General features: G+C 25.4%; 16 protein-coding genes. 13 read left to right on the plus strand and 3 right to left on the minus strand.

Annotated features, from left to right (window positions below; genetic code table 11):
- Positions 1 to 81 precede the first annotated feature (81 nt).
- Positions 82 to 927: a tRNA lysidine(34) synthetase gene (locus tag BT993_RS05635; RefSeq protein ID WP_072593609.1), complete on the minus strand. Its 846-nt coding sequence runs from the start codon at positions 925 to 927 to the stop codon at positions 82 to 84.
- Positions 928 to 1217: 290 nt separating this feature from the next.
- Between BT993_RS05635 and BT993_RS05640 the strand changes: the two genes are divergently transcribed.
- The 13 genes from BT993_RS05640 to BT993_RS05700 all read left to right on the plus strand — a co-directional run bounded on the left by BT993_RS05640 (position 1218) and on the right by BT993_RS05700 (position 13281).
- Positions 1218 to 2372, plus strand: coding sequence for a tetratricopeptide repeat protein (locus BT993_RS05640; RefSeq protein ID WP_072593610.1), 1155 nt, complete (start codon positions 1218 to 1220; stop codon positions 2370 to 2372).
- Between the two features lie 168 nt (positions 2373 to 2540).
- Positions 2541 to 3137, plus strand: coding sequence for a superoxide dismutase (locus BT993_RS05645; protein WP_072593611.1), 597 nt, complete (start codon positions 2541 to 2543; stop codon positions 3135 to 3137).
- Between the two features lie 94 nt (positions 3138 to 3231).
- Positions 3232 to 3516 (plus strand): hypothetical protein, encoded by a 285-nt coding sequence (locus BT993_RS05650; protein ID WP_072593612.1) that lies wholly within the window; start codon positions 3232 to 3234, stop codon positions 3514 to 3516.
- A gap of 259 nt (positions 3517 to 3775) precedes the next feature.
- Positions 3776 to 5890 carry an anaerobic ribonucleoside-triphosphate reductase gene (nrdD, locus tag BT993_RS05655; RefSeq protein ID WP_072593613.1) on the plus strand — a complete coding sequence of 705 codons (2115 nt, stop codon included), beginning with the start codon at positions 3776 to 3778 and terminating at the stop codon, positions 5888 to 5890.
- Positions 5887 to 6492 carry an anaerobic ribonucleoside-triphosphate reductase activating protein gene (gene nrdG, locus BT993_RS05660; protein ID WP_072593614.1) on the plus strand — a complete coding sequence of 202 codons (606 nt, stop codon included), beginning with the start codon at positions 5887 to 5889 and terminating at the stop codon, positions 6490 to 6492. The genes nrdD and nrdG overlap by 4 nt, the downstream gene beginning before the upstream one ends.
- Positions 6493 to 6601: 109 nt before the next feature.
- Entirely contained in the window at positions 6602 to 7588 is a 987-nt protein-coding gene (locus BT993_RS05665; protein ID WP_072593615.1) for a histidine phosphatase family protein, read from the plus strand.
- Between the two features lie 11 nt (positions 7589 to 7599).
- Complete coding sequence (locus tag BT993_RS05670) at positions 7600 to 8346, plus strand: nitroreductase family protein (protein WP_072593616.1); 747 nt, start codon at positions 7600 to 7602, stop codon at positions 8344 to 8346.
- Positions 8346 to 9194, plus strand: coding sequence for an Abi family protein (locus BT993_RS05675; RefSeq protein WP_072593617.1), 849 nt, complete (start codon positions 8346 to 8348; stop codon positions 9192 to 9194). The genes BT993_RS05670 and BT993_RS05675 overlap by 1 nt, the downstream gene beginning before the upstream one ends.
- Positions 9194 to 10234, plus strand: a complete 1041-nt coding sequence (locus BT993_RS05680; protein WP_072593618.1) for a polysaccharide deacetylase family protein — start codon at positions 9194 to 9196, stop codon at positions 10232 to 10234. Before BT993_RS05675 ends, BT993_RS05680 begins: the two co-directional genes overlap by 1 nt.
- Positions 10235 to 10246: 12 nt before the next feature.
- Entirely contained in the window at positions 10247 to 10648 is a 402-nt protein-coding gene (locus BT993_RS05685; protein WP_072593619.1) for an NfeD family protein, read from the plus strand.
- Between the two features lie 12 nt (positions 10649 to 10660).
- Positions 10661 to 11545, plus strand: a complete 885-nt coding sequence (locus BT993_RS05690) for an SPFH domain-containing protein (protein WP_415669339.1) — start codon at positions 10661 to 10663, stop codon at positions 11543 to 11545.
- 4 nt (positions 11546 to 11549) lie between these two features.
- A complete protein-coding gene (locus BT993_RS05695) occupies positions 11550 to 12200 on the plus strand; it encodes a CPBP family intramembrane glutamic endopeptidase (RefSeq protein ID WP_072593620.1) in 651 nt (216 codons plus the stop codon).
- A 13-nt stretch (positions 12201 to 12213) separates the two neighbouring features.
- Entirely contained in the window at positions 12214 to 13281 is a 1068-nt protein-coding gene (locus BT993_RS05700) for a M24 family metallopeptidase (RefSeq protein WP_072593621.1), read from the plus strand.
- Positions 13282 to 13416: 135 nt separating this feature from the next.
- Here the strand turns inward: BT993_RS05700 and BT993_RS05705 are convergent, their stop codons facing one another.
- Positions 13417 to 15291: an ABC transporter ATP-binding protein gene (locus BT993_RS05705; RefSeq protein ID WP_072593622.1), complete on the minus strand. Its 1875-nt coding sequence runs from the start codon at positions 15289 to 15291 to the stop codon at positions 13417 to 13419.
- Positions 15284 to 17017, minus strand: a complete 1734-nt coding sequence (locus BT993_RS05710) for an ABC transporter ATP-binding protein (protein WP_072593623.1) — start codon at positions 17015 to 17017, stop codon at positions 15284 to 15286. The genes BT993_RS05705 and BT993_RS05710 overlap by 8 nt, the downstream gene beginning before the upstream one ends.
- Positions 17018 to 17211: the final 194 nt, after the last annotated feature.

Consider the following 17211-nt stretch of genomic DNA (forward strand, 5'->3'; position numbering starts at 1 on the left):
ATTTGCTATTAAGTTTGATTTAGTAAAGTAAAAAAGGAGAGTGTGTATAATCATAAATACCACACTCTCCACTCTTTTCTATTACTTATTATCCTTTATATGAAATTTTTCATTTTTTGTCTTATAACCATAGACATAATCTAAATGAATATTTTCCATAGATTTAAATACTTTTTGTTTTAATCCTGGATTATTAGATTCTAAAGTTTCTAACATATCCTTAATTTCTTTTCTTTTACTAGATGTTTTTCCAGCCTCAATAACACAACCACAATTCATGGCTCTAATACCATTTTTCTTAGTAAATTTAATAATATCTTCTTCATGTACATTTACCATAGGTCTTATTAGAGTTAAATTTCCTGATGTTGATGGCATTTTAGGTAACATAGTTTTTAAAGTACCACCATAAAAAAGGTTGATTAATGTAGTTTCTATAACATCATCAAAATGATGACCAAGTGCTAACTTATTATATCCCATTTTTTCAATATTTTTATAAAGTATACCTCTTCTCATTTTTGCACATAAAAAGCATGGATATTCATTTGCCATTTCATTAGCAACTTTCCATATATTTGTGTCTATTATATCACAATCAATATTTAACTCTTTTAAATTAAATTTAAAATGTTCTAAATCATCTTCTCTAAATCCTGGGTTTAGACTTATAGCTTTAAATTCAAAATTAAATCTTTTATCTTTTTTTAGTTCTTGAAATAGTTTTACTAATAATAAAGAATCTTTTCCACCAGAAACGGCTATAGCTATTTTATCTCCATCTTCTATTAAACTATATTCAAGTATTGCACCTAAAAATTTAATATATATATCTTTTCTAAATATTGTTCTAATACTTTCTTCTATTTCCTCAACTGGTTTAAGTGGACAGTCAGGAATAATAGCATTACAACTTAAATTAATCATTTTTAATCTCCTAAAATAAATATAAATGATTATATCATTAAAAGAAAAAATATACAAACATTAAACTTTGTATAAATGTTGTTTATTATACCCTTATATAACATTCTTTTTATTATGGATTTTATCTTGTATTTATTTTGGCATATAAATATTAGTATAAATATTTACATATTATATGAATATTTTTGTACTTTTAGTATATGAATAACTTAGATAATTATTAGAAACATTTACATACACACATTAATGTAGTATAATTAAGGTGTTAATAAAGATTAGAGGAGAATGATATGAAAAAGAAATTATTAATACTTGCAACTTTACTTATTACTACAGTAAATTTTGCAGGAACTAAAGAAGATTTTGAAAAAGCTTATGAAAAATATGAAACAACTAAAAACGTTGAGCAATTAGAAAAAGATTTATTAGAAATTGTTAAAGCAAAAACAGACCATTACACAATAAGTTCTAAATTTGATTTAGCAAAAATAAAGATTATACAAAAAAAGAATGATGAGGCTAGAAAATATATAAATGAAATTTTAGCTGATAAAGTAGTTAGTGCAGATGGAATAAAAATGGCTAAAACTTTACTTTATTCTATAGAAGAAAATTACGATAAAAAAATGAAACTATTATCTGAATTAATAGCTTTAGATCCAAAAGATTTATCTTTACAAATTGAAATGTTAAAAGAATTATCTGTTAAAAAAGATAATGTTAAATTTGATAAGTTATATAAAGAATATGTAAAGAAAATATCTAAAGATGAAAAAGTTAAAGCATCTTTTGATGTTAATTTAATTAAAGAATTATTAGGTCAAAGTCAATTTTCAAATGCTGACAAAATTATTAAACCATACTTTACAAGTAAAAATAATGAATTGAAAGCTTTAGCAAACTACTATACAGCTATAAGTAAATTTGAACAAAAAGATGTTAAAAGTGCAGTGAAATATTCAGATTTAGCAAGTAAATTATCAAAAGAATTAGATGCTGATATAGAAAACTTTGCTTATTTATTAGCTATAGAAAACAAAGAATATGATAAAGCTTTAAAAAAATTAATAGTTATAAAAAACATAACTAAAGATAAAAGTGTATTTTTTGAATTAATATCTTTAGCAGAAGTATTAAATAAGAAAGAATTAGTAGAAAGTACTATGAAAGAATTTAGAGCTATATTAGATGAAAATCAAAATAAGCATTTAAATGATACATTATCTAAATTATTTTTATCAGATAAAATGTTTGAATTAGCAGAAAAATATGCTAAGAAAACTTTAACAGAGGATAAAAATCCTGAGGGACATTTAGTTCTTGCAGTAATATATGCAAATTTAAATAAAAAAGAAGATGCTTTAAAAAATGTTAGAGAAGCAATCTCTAAAAAAGTTGATGGAGCAGTAGAAGTAGAAAAACAAATATTAGAAAACTTAAAATAGGGTGCAATTAAGCATCCTATTTCATATTATGGAATAAAATTGTAATGATAAATAATAAAATCGATTACAAAATAGACATAGTTACTAATATGTAATAAAAAAATTGTATAGTCTTAATCTATGTGGTATACTTTAATTGAACTAAGATATTAGACAGGAGGAATTGAAATGAGTTTTAAACTTAAGGATTTACCTTATGCTTATGATGCGTTAGAACCAGTAATAGATAAAGAAACTATGCACTTTCATCATGATAAACATCATAACGCATATGTTACAAATTTAAATAACCTTTTAGAGGGAACAGGATTTGAAAACGCAACTATAGAAGAAGTATTAACATCACTAGATAAAATGCCTGAAGCAAAGAAAAACGGAATTAAAAATAATGCTGGTGGAACATATAACCATGATATATTCTGGGAAACAATGATACCAGGTGGATCAAAAGAGCCAGTAGGAAAATTAAAAGAAGCAATAGATAAGACTTTTGGTTCTTTTGAAGAATTTAAAAATTTATTTAATTCTAAGGGATTAACTCAATTTGGTTCAGGTTGGGTATGGTTAGTTAGTGATAAAGATGGTAATTTAGAAGTATTTTCTACAAGCAATCAAGACTGTCCAGTTTCTGATGGTAAAAAAGTACTTTTATGTAATGATGTTTGGGAACATGCTTATTATTTAAATTATCAAAATAGAAGAGCTGATTATCTAAAAGAGTGGTTTAATATAGTAAACTGGGATATAGTAAGCAATAGATATTAAAAAAATTGTCCTCGAAAGAGGGCAATTTTAAGTTTAAAGATATGTGGAGATATATTTTATAAAAAATTTAATTAGAAAATTATAGGTAGGAAAAATGGAAGAAGATAGAAAATTAACTAAAGAAGAACTTAAACAATATGTAAAAGATAGAATACCAGAATTTAAAAGAGTATTAAGTTTAGAAACTGAATCAGCAATGAGCTATATAGAAAGTTTTTTTGCAGCACAATTACATTTATATGATATAGACCCAGTTTACGATGATTTATTGCAAGAATTTATGCACCATGACAACATATTTGATAAATATGGAAAGAAAAAAAGAAAAGAAGTAGAAGAAGAATTATTCAAAAAATTTGAAGAATATGCAAATAGTTAATTAAAATTGTAATAGGTTAGTAAGTTTATGAGTGTATTTTAAATCTTGTTTTGACATTTAATTTTGGAATTTAGGTAATACAATTAAATTTATTAATATCTTAGAACAGTAAATCAAAAATTGGTTTACTGTTTTTAAATTTCTACCTTTTCTTTTTATAATTATTATGCTATACTTATTACAAATACTATATATGGAGTAATTTTGATAATAATTTTCACAATATATTGTGTTTTGTTAGGAATGGAGAGGGAAGACTATGAATATACTAAAGAGAGATGGTAGAGAAGAAAAATACAATTCAAATAAAATTAGAGATGCTATAAATAAAGCTAATGAAACTGTAATGTTAGAAGAAAGAATATGTGATAAAAAAATAGAGGAAATAATACAACATATAGAGAATAAAAAAATATCAACTGTTGAAGAAATACAAGATTTCATAGAAAAATCTTTAGTATCTGAGGGGTTATATAAACTAGCTAAAAACTATATTGTCTATAGATATACAAGGTCATTGGTTAGAAAGGCTAATACAACAGATGAGTCTATATTATCATTAATACAAAATTCTAATAAAGAGGTTGGAGAAGAAAATTCAAATAAAAATTCATCGGTTGCATCAACTCAAAGAGATTTAATTGCAGGTGAGGTTAGTAAAGATTTAACAAGACGTATAATACTTCCAGAACATATTAGTAAAGCTCATGATGAGGGAGTTTTACATTTTCACGATGCCGATTATTTTATTCAAAATATTTTTAATTGTTGCTTAGTAAATATTAAAGATATGTTAGATAATGGTACAGTTATGAATTCAAAGCTTGTAGAATCACCTAAAAGCTTCCAAGTTGCTTGTACAGTGCTTACTCAAATTATTGCTGCTGTCGCAAGTGGTCAATATGGTGGTCAAAGTATAGATATTAGACATTTAGGTAAATATTTACGTGTAAGTAGAAATAAGTACATGAATAAATATAGGGAAAAGTATAGTAATTTAGATGAAAAAACTTTAAATTCATTAGTAGAAGATAGAGTTAAAGATGAATTAAAAAGTGGTGTTCAAACTATACAGTATCAAATTAATACATTGATGACAACTAATGGTCAATCTCCGTTTGTAACTCTGTTTCTTTATGTAAGAGATGATGATGAGTATAAAGAAGAAGTTGCGGATATTATAGAAGAAATATTTAATCAAAGAATACAGGGAATAAAAAATGACCAAGGTGTTTATGTTACATCAGCATTTCCAAAATTAGTGTATGTTTTAGATGAGAATAATACATTTAAAGGTGGAAAATATGATTATTTAACTAAATTAGCTGTAGAATGTACATCTAAGAGAATGTATCCTGACTATATTAGTGCTAAGATAATGAAAAAAAATTATGAGGGTAATGTATTTTCTCCTATGGGTTGTAGATCTTTTCTTTCACCTTATAGGGATAAGAATGGAGAATATAAGTTTGAGGGAAGATTTAATCAAGGAGTTGTAAGTTTAAATTTAGTACAAATAGCTTTAATCGCTGAAACAGAAGAAAAATATTTTGAATTATTAGAAGATAGATTAAACTTATGTTATGAGGCATTAATGTTAAGACATAATAAACTAAAGGGAACACTATCAGATATCTCACCTATACATTGGCAATATGGAGCTATTGCAAGACTTAAAAAGGGAGAAAAAATAGATGAGTATTTAATGAATGGATATTCAACTATATCTCTTGGATATATAGGAGTATATGAAACTACAAAATATATTACAGGTAAATCACATACTACTGCAGAGGGTAAAAAATTTGCTTTAAAATTAATGAAAAAATTAGAAGATGCGACTATAAAATGGAAACAAGAAACAGGAATAGGATTTGGTCTTTATGGAACACCTGCTGAAAGTTTATGTTATAGATTTGCAAGAATAGATAAAGAAAAATTCGGAGAAATTAAAGATATTACCGATAAAGGTTATTATACTAATTCATATCATGTAGATGTAAGAGAAGATATTTCTGTATTTGATAAATTTAATTTTGAATCAGATTTTCAAAAAATATCTAGTGGTGGAGCAATATCTTATGTTGAAATACCTAATATGACTAAAAATGTAGAAGCCTTAGAAGAAATGGTTAAATATATTTATGATAATATACAGTATGCAGAATTTAATACTAAAACAGATTATTGTCATGTTTGTGGTTTTGATGAAGAAATGATAGTAAATAGTGAAAATACTTGGGAATGTCCACAATGTAATAATAAGGATAAAACAAAGATGAATGTAATAAGAAGAACTTGTGGATATTTAGGAGAAAATTTTTGGAATGAGGGGAAAACTAAAGAAATAAGTAAAAGAGTGTTACATATATGAGAATAGCAAAAATAAGACCAACAGATATTTCTAATGGTATTGGAATAAGGGTAAGTATTTTTGTATCTGGTTGTAGACACGCATGCAAGGGTTGTTTTAACAAAGAAATATGGTCTTTTGAAAAAGGTGAAGATTTTGATGAAAGTACACTTAATGATATATATACATATTTAGATAAGGAATACATTAAAGGATTAACATTTTTAGGTGGAGAGCCATTAGAACCTAAAAATCAAGATGGTGTATATTTTATTTTAAAAAAAGTAAAAGAAAAATTTCCAGATAAAAATATTTGGCTATATTCAGGATTTACTTATGAGTATATAATATCGGAAATGTTACCATATTTTCCAAACCTAGGTAAAATATTAGAACTAATTGATGTTTTAGTAGATGGTAGATTTGAAATATCATTGCTTGATTTAAAATTGAAGTTTAGAGGTTCTCGTAATCAAAGAATAATTGATATGAAAAAAACTAGATTAAAAGGTAAAATAGTATGGTTAGAAGAAATAGAGGATATTTCAAAATATACTCTAGTTAATGAAACCATACCAGAAAGAATGGATAAATTGATAAAAATAGATAGAATGGGACTTTAAGATGATTTTCTTGAAGTTCCTTTCTTTTTGATTAGGGGAATCTATTTTTATTGATTTTAGTGTATGAATTAGTATATAATATATATAAGAAGAAATTAAGGAGTTTTGCATGAAATTAAAAAAGGTTTTAATATATAGTAGACATGGAATAAGGTATCCTTTATTCAATTTAGAGGAAATAAGTAAAATTGTAAATCCTGAAAAAATTAAATGGGACTTTGAAGATGGAGTATTAACTAAAAAAGGAGAAATGTTAGAATATGAATTTGGAAAGTATTTAAAAAAATACTTAGATAAATTAGATTTTAATATAGTAACTAAAGAATTTCATACCAATTCTATGAAAAGAACTGTTTTAACTTCAAAATTATTAGCATTATCTATGTTTCCTTTTGAAAATATAGAAACAGAATATATGTTTAAAGATATGAAAAAACTTGATTTAAATTATAATATTTTATTAACTCCAGACATTATTAATATGGAAAAAATAGAAAAATCTGATAGAAAAATAAGGGGTTCATATAATTTAATAGAAGAAAGTTTAGGACTAGAAAAAGATAGTATATATAATCTTAAATCAAAAATAACTATAGATGATAGAGGAATAATATATTCAGACGGAGCTTTTAAATATGGAACAGATATAGTAGATATGTATATTTTAAAATATTATGAGGGATTTAAACACGATGAAATATTTAAAAGTAATAATTTTAGAGAAGAACTTAAAGAAATGTCTAAGGTAAAAGATTCATTACTTGACCTTTTATTTGCAGACAAGGAATATATAAATCATTCTTCAAGTAATGCCTATAAGTTGATGTTAAAACATGCAAAAAATGATGTTGATTTGTCAGTAATAGTTGGTCATGATTCAAATATTGCAACAATATTATCAGCACTTGATATTAATACTGAGGGTCTAGGTAATGAATTTGAAAAATATCCTATAGGTTCAAAATTAGTATTTAAAATATATGAAGATGATAGTTTTGATTTAGATATGCTTTATTATGATGTTGATAGAATAAGGTATATGGAAGATAGAAATCCAATTTGTAAGAATTTATTAAATAAAGGAAAATTTAGATAGAGGTGTTTAAAATGAATGAAATAATTAAATTATTTGAGAGAAGAAAATCAGTAAGAAACTTTACTGGAGAGAAAGTAGATAAAAAAGATTTAGAATTAATATTAAGAACATTACTTAGAATGCCAAATTCAAGAAATTTACAAAAGTTATCTTTTGTTGTTGTACAAGATAAGGAAAAAATAGAAAAACTTGCCGAGTATTGTGGAAAACAAAAACAGGTTGCTACAGCAGATACATTTATTATCATAGTTGGTGATTATAGTAAATTAATAGGTTCTTTAAAATCTAAAGGAGAAGAAGTGGAAGAAAATATATTCTCAACTTCTATAATCGCTGATATGTTTGGAGATGCTGGAATAGCTGCAGGGACTATAGATATATTAGGAAATTCATTAGGCTATGGTTCAACTATTATAGGGGGTGTATTTAGTGTTGCTCCTTTAGAAATAGCAAAATTATTGAAATTACCTAAACATACTTTCCCTATTTATGGAGTAACTTTAGGAGTTCCAGAAGAATTTGTTAAAAATAGTCCACTTAAACCTAGAACTAAATTTGAAAATGTAGTATTTTTTGAAGAATATGATAAAGAAAAAGCTATAGAGGGTGTAGTAGATTATAACGAGGAATTAAATAAATATTGGGAAAGCATTAATGTTAATTTACCAGCACATTTAGATGTAGTTAAATCATATTTAGATGGAGTAAATAATGAATTTTTAACAGAATTTATGAAACAACAGGGATTTAAAAAATAATGGAAAAACAGGAAATGCTTTTAGATATAGATGAATTAATAAATCATTTAGAAAAAAAGAATGTTAAGTTTAAAGATAAGGAAAAAGCAAAAGAAATTTTATCTAGTTTAGGATATTTTAAATTAAAAGAATTTTCATATATTTATAGAGATAAAACTGGAAGATATTTTGATAATACATATTTTGAAAATTTCGTTGATAATTTCTATCTTGATAAAAAATTAAGATTAGAGATATTATCATTAATTGAATATATTGAAATATATCTTAAAACAAAACTTGTAAAAATACTTGGTAAAAAAGGTGCTTATACTTATTTAGATTTTTCTAAATGGATAAATAGAGAAGCAGATCTTGAAAGTGTTAAAAGAATACATCAGAAAATACTTAAAAAGAATGATAAAATAGTAAATATGGAATATTTTGATAAAAAGGTAGTAAGTCTTTATGTAGAAAAATACAAAAAGAAAGTTTTACCTATATGGGTAATAATGGAAACATTAACTCTAGGAGAAGTAAAAGAAATGCTTAATGTTGCATATCCTAAAATATTTGAAAATATGTATTTAGATATATATTTAGAATATGATGAATTTTTAAGTAAGTTAGAAATTATTAAAGATGTTAGAAATATGGCAGCACATAATAATGATGTATTAACAGAAACATATAGTGTTGGAAATATTATTGATGTTATAGAAATAATATTACATTTTTGTAAAAGCATAGATATAGATATTGATTATAGTGGAATTAAAAATATCTTATTAGAAATAGAAGATAAAACATATTGGTTTAAAAATATATCTAAGAAATATATAGAGGAATTGATTGATAGGAGTAAATGATGAAAAGGAGTATCAAAGGATTAATCGCACTTATACTAACTTTTGGTTTATTAAGTTGTATTAATGATAAAGCTAATGAAAATATATCGGAAAATACAAGTGTTGAAAAATCTGTTGAAGAAAAAGTTGAAAAAGAAGAAATGCCTGTAGAAAAGGAAAAACAGGAAGAAAAAAAGGTTGAAAAAGAAGAGAAAAAAGAAGAAATTAAAGAAAAAATAGTTACAGAATCAAGTGATATATTAAGGTATCATTATAGGAAAATTGCAAAGACTATAGATTCAAGTATTAGTTTTGAGGGAGTAAACATTAAAAAATATAGAATTACTGATGATGAAATATATTTTGGAGATAATGAAGAATTGGTACTTAATTTAGAAAAGTTTAAAGCAATATTTAAATCTGGTGTAGGACTTCCCTCGTTATATAACGGAGAGAGATTAATTCCTAAAAAAAGGGAAGTAGACATGTCTAAGAAACACATAGTGTTTACTTTTGATGATGGGCCTAGGAATAAGTATCATGAATTAATAAGAGAAGTATTTAATGAATATGACCAAACAGCATCTTTTTTTCTATTAGGAGAAGTGATTAAAAGAAATTCTGATATGGTTGTAAAAACATATTTAGACGGGCATGAAATCATGGGACATTCATATACACACCCTAATTTAACCAAGTTAAGTCCAGAAAGAATTTGGAAAGAATATCAGAGCTGTAATGATGAAATTTTTAAGGTTATAGGGTTAGATGTTAAATATTTAAGACCACCTTATGGTGCAGTTAATCAAAAGGTTAGAGATGTAGTAGGAGGTAGAAAAAACATAGTATTATGGGATGTTGATTCTGAAGATTGGAAAAGTAGAAATGTAGAAACAATAATCTCAAGAGTTTTACCTGTAGTTAAGGACGGAGATGTAGTATTATTCCATGACCTATATTTAGAATCATATGAGGCTATAAAATATATGGTTCCAATATTAATAGAACAAGGATATCAGTTTATTAGTTACGAAGATATGATAAAAATTAAAAATAGATAGGAGGATTAATCTATGGAAAATGTATACTTTTGGTTATCTTTATTTATAGTATTTACTGTAATTGAGATTACGACATATAATTTGGTAACGATATGGTTTTCTTTTGCATCGTTAATAGTTACCTTAATAGCTATATTTTTTAAAAATACCGCATTAGAAATATTTATTTTTTCTGTATTAGTTACAATTTTCTTAATATATACAAGACCTATACTAAATAAATATTTCATAAAAGAAAAATTTCATTCAGATTTTAAGGGTACTAAGGTAAGTATAATAGATATAGAAAATGGAAATTATGTTGTTAAATTTAAGGGAAGTAAATGGACTGCTATATCAGATGAAGAATTTAATATAGGGGATATTGCAATAATTAATGGTTTTGATGGGAACAAAATATTAATAAACAAATAGAAAGAGGTATAAATTATGATTATGATGATATTTGGTATAATTTTACTATTAGTAGCTATGATAGCAATTTCAGGAATTAGAATAGTTCCAGAATCTTATGTGTATGTTATAGAAAGACTTGGTAAATATTCACAAACATTAGAGTCTGGATTAAGTTTTATTAATCCTTTAATAGATAGAGTTGCTAAAAAAGTTACTTTAAAAGAACAAGTAGTAGATTTTGATCCACAAGGTGTGATAACTAAAGATAATGCAACTATGCAAATTGATACAGTTGTGTATTTTCAAATTACAGATCCTAAATTATTTACTTATGGAGTTGAAAGACCTATAGCAGCTATAGAAAATTTAACTGCAACAACTTTAAGAAATATTATAGGGGATATGACAGTTGACCAAACTCTTACAAGTAGAGATGTTATTAACTCTAAGATGAGAATGGAACTTGATGAGGCAACAGATCCATGGGGAATTAAGGTTAATCGTGTTGAATTAAAAAGTATAATACCTCCAACAGAAATTAGAATAGCTATGGAAAAAGAAATGAAAGCAGAACGTGAAAAAAGAGCAAAAATTCTTGAGGCACAAGCACAAAAAGAAAGTGCAATTCTAGTGGCAGAGGGAGAAAAAACTGCTGCAATATTAAGAGCAGAGGCTAAAAAAGAAGTAAGCATTAAAGAGGCTGAGGGTAGAGCAAAAGCTATAATTGCATTAAAAGAAGCTGAAGCAGATGGTATAAGAATATTAAATTCATCAGCACCAAGCAAAGAAATACTTGCATTAAGATCACTTGAAAGTTTAGAAAAAGTATCACAAGGAGAGGCTACAAAGATATTTATACCTAGTGAATTACAAAATTTAACTTCATTACTTGCAGGGATTAGAGAAATAAAGTGATGTAATGATAAAAGATTTTAGTGTAAAATATAAGATAGTTCTTTTTATTTCAGTTTTATTAGGAATATTAGCAACAGAGATTGTAGTAGGATTTATTGAGGGTGTTGTAGCTGCAATAAAGAATAGAGAGATTAGCCAATACAATATTACATTTATATCTAGTATAATTTCAATTTTTGTAATTTATTTCATTTTTAAAAAATTTAAAATAAAAATTTTTGAAGAAGATAAATTAACATTAACGAAAGCTATATCAGTAATTATCGCTACAATAATATTAAGTAAAGTTATAGGATTTATTAGAATCTATTTTTCTGTTAATCCTAATAATCAAAAACAATTAGAAAATATAATAGTTCATAAAAATTATATCTCTATAATATTAGGAATAGGGATTATTATTCCTATATTTGAAGAAATAGTATTTAGAAGAATAATATATAATTTATTTAAAAATAGATATGTTGGGTTTATTGTGTCAGTATGTCTGTTTTCATTAGCACATGGACCTAAAACTATTTTTGAATTTGGAATATATGCTATGTTAGGTTCTATTTTTACAGGAATATATTTTATTACAGGTTCTTTAAAACTTGCTATACTTTCACACATGATTAATAATTTAATGTTTGTAGTAGGATATTTGGCTAAATAGAAAGGGAATAATAATGTGTAAATTAGAAACAATTTTTGAAAAATTGGGAATAGATGGTTTACTTTTAACAGATTACTATAATAAAAGATACTTTACAGGATTTACTGGAACTACAGGTATTGCATTAGTAACTAAAAAGAATAAATATTTTATTTCTGATTTTAGATACAGTGAACAAGCTACTAATCAAGTAGCAAAATATGGGTTTATCTTCATAGAAGATAATGCAAGAAACTATAACAAACTTGTAGAACTTGCAAAGGAAGATGGTGTTACAAAACTAGGAATAGATAATTTAGCACTTTCATATTCTGAATTTGAAACTATTAATGCTGCATTTGATTTTGCAGAATTAGTAAAAGCTTCAAATGAATTATTAATTGCAAGAAGAATTAAAACTAAAGAAGAAATAGAAAAAATAAGAAAAGCTATAAAGATAAGTGAGGAAGCACTTTTAGAAACTATACCTCAAATAAAAGAGGGTATGACAGAAATAGAAGTTGCAGCAATTTTAGAATATAATCAAAGAAAAAGAGGTGCAAGTGGGACTTCTTTTGACACTATAGTTGCAAGTGGATATAGATCAGCTATGCCACATGGAGTAGCAAGTGATAAGAAAATCCAAAAAGAAGAATTTATAACTATAGATTATGGTTGTTACTATGATGGTTATGCAAGTGATATTACAAGAACTATTTACTTTGGAGAAAATATAGAACCTAGAATGTTTGAAATTTATGAAAAAGTAAGAGAGTCAAATGAACTTGGAATAAATCTTGTTAAAGCAGGAAAAACTGGTAAAGAAATAGATTTAGCAGTAAGAGAATTCATGGGAGAAGATGCAAAATATTTTGGACATTCACTAGGTCATAGCTATGGTTTAGAGGTACATGAAACTCCTATGCTTTCTTCAAGAGATGAAACTAAATTAGAAGTTGGAATGACTGTAACTGTAGAACCAGGAATATATGTTTCTGGATATGCAGGTGTTAGAATAGAAGATGACATAGTAGTTACAGAAGATGGTTGCGAGTCTTTAACAACTTTAGACAAAAAATTAATTATGGTATATAACAAGTAAAAATTAGATTTTAAATATAACAACAAATAATAAAAAGAGGTAGTACACATCATTTTTGTACCGCCTCTTTTGTATTATTTATCTACATTACAGAATAGAGGGTATACAGAACTTAAAATAATTAAATTCTTGTTACTATTCAAATTCAATATTTCCAGTATATAGTTGGTAATATGTTCCGTGTTGTTTAATTAAATCTTCATGATTTCCACGTTCTATAATTTTTCCATTTTCTAAAACAATAATAGCATCACTATTTCTAATAGTAGATAATCTATGAGCAATAACAAATACTGTACGACCTTTCATTAAATTATCCATACCATTTTGAACTATTTTTTCTGTTCTTGTATCAATATTTGATGTAGCTTCATCAAGTATTAATACAGGTGGATCAGCTATAGCTGCTCTAGCTATTGCTATTAATTGTCTTTGTCCAACAGATAATTCTTCTGCATTAGTTGTTAATACAGTGTTATATCCGTTAGGTAACATTTGTATAAATGAGTCTGCATGAGCAAGTTTAGCTGCCTCATAAACTTTTTCATCAGTTGCATCAAGTTTTCCATATCTAATATTTTCTATTATAGTTCCAGTAAATAGTTTAGTATCTTGTAATACTATACCTAATGATTTACGTAAATCATCTTTTTTAATATCTTTAATATTAATACCATCATAAGTAATAGTTCCTTTTTGTATTTCATAGAATCTATTAATTAAATTAGTAATAGTAGTTTTACCTGCTCCAGTCTCTCCAACAAATGCAATTTTTTGACCAGGTTTAGCATAAAGTGTTAAATTATCTAATATAACTTTATCTTCGTTATATCCAAAAGTCATATTTTCAAATCTTACATCACCTTTTAACTCAGTTAAATTACCATTTTCATCAATCCATGCCCAATGTCTACAATTTTCATTTTGAACTTCTAATTCATTTTTCTCATTATAACAAGCATTAACAAGTCTTATCTTACCATTATCAATTTCTTCTGTTTCATCCATTAATTTAAAAATTCTTTCAGCACCAGCAATAGACATAAATATAGAATTAAATTGCATAGCCATCTGCATGAATGGTTGAATAAAACTTTTAGTAAATTGTAAATATGAAACTAAAATTCCAACAGAAAGACCACCTAAATTATTAACATAAAGCAGACCTCCTAATATTGCAGTTAGAACAAATTGCAAATTACCCAAATTACCTATTACAGGTGCCATAAGGTTTGCATATATATTAGCACGAGATGAAGCTTTATAAAGTTCTTCATTTAAGTTATCAAACTCTTTTTTAGATATTTTTTCATGATTAAATACTTTAATTACTTTTTGCCCACTCATACTTTCTTCTATATATCCTGTTACATCAGCAATATTTTTTTGTTGTAATCCAAAACATTTACCAGTGTTTTTACCTATGATTTTAGTTATAAAAACCAAAGATCCTACCATAGCAAAAGAAAGTATTGATAATAGTGGAGATAATATTAGCATAGATATAAATGAACCAAGTATAATTATAAGGGATGAAATTATTGTGGGTATTGAACCATTTATCATATTTCTTAATGCTTCTGTATCATTAGTAAATATACTCATAATATTTCCAGTATTATTTTTATCAAAAAAATTAATGGGTAAATTTTGTAAATGTTTAAAAGATATATTTCTTATCTTTTTCAAAGTCCCCTGAGTTATTTTAACCATTAACATATAATAAGTTAAAGTTGCAAGTGAACCTATTAAAAATATAGTTGCTAAAAATGCTATTACTCTATACATAGGAGCAAAATTAGGATTACTACTTCCTATTAAAGGAGTTATATAATCATCAACTATATATCTTAAAGATAGGGATACAGAAATTGACGCAAGTGAACTAATAACTATAGATATAAGAACAATTATCATTTCAGATTTATAGTATTTAAATATAAATTTAATAAGCCTTACTAAAGTTTTTTTAGCATTTTCAGGTTTTTTATTTTTCTCATATTTACTCATTTTCTTTACCCCCTTTAACTTGCGAATTATATATTTCTTGATATATCTTATTATTTTTCAGTAGTTCTTCTGGGCTACCTATACCATTAATTTCTCCTTCTTCAAGAACTATAACAAAATCTGCATTTTCTACAGAAGAAATTCTTTGAGCTATAATAATTTTAGTAGTATTAGGTATCTCTTCTATAAAAGCCTTTTTAATTTCACTTTCAGTTTTAGTATCTACAGCACTAGTAGAATCATCAAGTATCAATATTTTAGGGTTTTTAAGTAAAGCTCTAGCAATACATAATCTTTGCTTTTGACCACCAGAAACATTATTACCACCTTGTGTTATTTTTGTTTGGTATCCATCAGTAAAATTATTTATAAATTTATCTGCTTGAGCAAGTTTACAAACTCTTATTACATCATCTAAAGTTGCATCAGGATTACCCCATTTAATATTTTCTTCTATAGTTCCAGAAAATAGTTGATTTTTTTGTAATACCGTTGCTACATTATCTCTAAGAATTTCCATATCATAATCTCTAACATCAATACCTGCCACTTTAACAACACCTTTAGTAGTGTCATATAGTCTCGGTATAAGTTGAACTAGTGTTGATTTTGCACTTCCAGTAGAACCTAAAATTCCTATAGTTTGCCCTGATTTTATATCAAAACATATATTTTTAAGTGTAAAGTTACAATTATCTCCTGAATAACTAAATGATACATTTTCAAATGAAATATCTCCATTTTTTACTTCTTTTACAGTTTCTGATTTATTAGTCATTTCTGGATTTTCATTAAGTATTTCAGAAATTCTTGTTATAGAAGCTTCAGAAATTAATAACATAACAAATACAAATGATATCATCATTAAAGACATAAGAATTTGTATAGAATATATTATTACTGAAGTTAATTCACCAGTTTGCATATTTCCAAATACTATACTTCTACCACCTATAAGAAGTATTAATATTATTACAGTATAAATTGTAAATGACATTGCAAATGAGTTAAGTCCAGCAAAGCTTTCAGCTTTTGAAAAAAGTTTGAAAATAGAATTAGATGTATCTTCAAATTTTTCAATTTCAAAATCTTCTCTAACATATGCTTTAACAACACGTGAGGCATTCACATTTTCTTGTACTTTTCTATTTAATACATCATATTCTTTGAAAGATTTAACAAAGTATGGATAAGCATTGCTTATTATTAAATAGAAAGCTAATGTTAAAATTGGAATTACACCTATAAATATTTTTGATATTTTTGGATTAATGCTATAAATCATGATTAATGACATAATTAGTATGATAATAGTTCTAACAAACATTCTTATACTCATCATAAAAGCCATTTGTACATTGGATATATCACTAGTCATTCTAGTTACTAAACTAGATGTTGAAAATTTATCAATATTTTTAAATGAAAAATTTTGTATTTTATAAAATATATCTTGTCTTAAATTTTTTGCAAAACCAGCACCTGCAATAGCTGCCATTCTTCCTGTTAGTATTCCAAAAATTAATGCTAGGATTGCAAGTATTATTAAAATGAATCCTTTATTAAGTATGTATAATATATCGCTATTTTTAATACCTATATCAATAATTTTAGCCATTTGTAAGGGTATTAATATTTCTGTAAATACTTCTAATATCATAAAAACAGGTGCAAGTATTGTTTGTTTTTTGTATTCTCTAATAGAATTTAATATTTTTAACTTCATTTAACTTTTCTCCTTTTTTATTATTTTTTATTATTAATCTTTAATATATTATACCTTTATTTATATTAAAGTAAAATATAAAATAGATATTATTACATTACTTTTATATATTAATAAAAAATATGTAACTATCTTATTTTATATTAATTTTAATATTTTAAATTTAGGTTTTAAGTTCCTAAATTCCAAAAGTA

The organism is Streptobacillus ratti, assembly GCF_001891165.1.
Lineage (GTDB): Bacteria > Fusobacteriota > Fusobacteriia > Fusobacteriales > Leptotrichiaceae > Streptobacillus > Streptobacillus ratti.

Bases quoted from the DNA above. Each gene is read 5' to 3' on its own strand.
- BT993_RS05635 (WP_072593609.1), bottom strand. From the start codon at position 927: ATGATTAATTTAAGTTGTAATGCTATTATTCCTGACTGTCCACTTAAA.
- BT993_RS05640 (WP_072593610.1), top strand. From the start codon at position 1,218: ATGAAAAAGAAATTATTAATACTTGCAACTTTACTTATTACTACAGTA.
- BT993_RS05645 (WP_072593611.1), top strand. From the start codon at position 2,541: ATGAGTTTTAAACTTAAGGATTTACCTTATGCTTATGATGCGTTAGAA.
- BT993_RS05650 (WP_072593612.1), top strand. From the start codon at position 3,232: ATGGAAGAAGATAGAAAATTAACTAAAGAAGAACTTAAACAATATGTA.
- nrdD (WP_072593613.1), top strand. From the start codon at position 3,776: ATGAATATACTAAAGAGAGATGGTAGAGAAGAAAAATACAATTCAAAT.
- nrdG (WP_072593614.1), top strand. From the start codon at position 5,887: ATGAGAATAGCAAAAATAAGACCAACAGATATTTCTAATGGTATTGGA.
- BT993_RS05665 (WP_072593615.1), top strand. From the start codon at position 6,602: ATGAAATTAAAAAAGGTTTTAATATATAGTAGACATGGAATAAGGTAT.
- BT993_RS05670 (WP_072593616.1), top strand. From the start codon at position 7,600: ATGAATGAAATAATTAAATTATTTGAGAGAAGAAAATCAGTAAGAAAC.
- BT993_RS05675 (WP_072593617.1), top strand. From the start codon at position 8,346: ATGGAAAAACAGGAAATGCTTTTAGATATAGATGAATTAATAAATCAT.
- BT993_RS05680 (WP_072593618.1), top strand. From the start codon at position 9,194: ATGAAAAGGAGTATCAAAGGATTAATCGCACTTATACTAACTTTTGGT.
- BT993_RS05685 (WP_072593619.1), top strand. From the start codon at position 10,247: ATGGAAAATGTATACTTTTGGTTATCTTTATTTATAGTATTTACTGTA.
- BT993_RS05695 (WP_072593620.1), top strand. From the start codon at position 11,550: ATGATAAAAGATTTTAGTGTAAAATATAAGATAGTTCTTTTTATTTCA.
- BT993_RS05700 (WP_072593621.1), top strand. From the start codon at position 12,214: ATGTGTAAATTAGAAACAATTTTTGAAAAATTGGGAATAGATGGTTTA.
- BT993_RS05705 (WP_072593622.1), bottom strand. From the start codon at position 15,291: ATGAGTAAATATGAGAAAAATAAAAAACCTGAAAATGCTAAAAAAACT.
- BT993_RS05710 (WP_072593623.1), bottom strand. From the start codon at position 17,017: ATGAAGTTAAAAATATTAAATTCTATTAGAGAATACAAAAAACAAACA.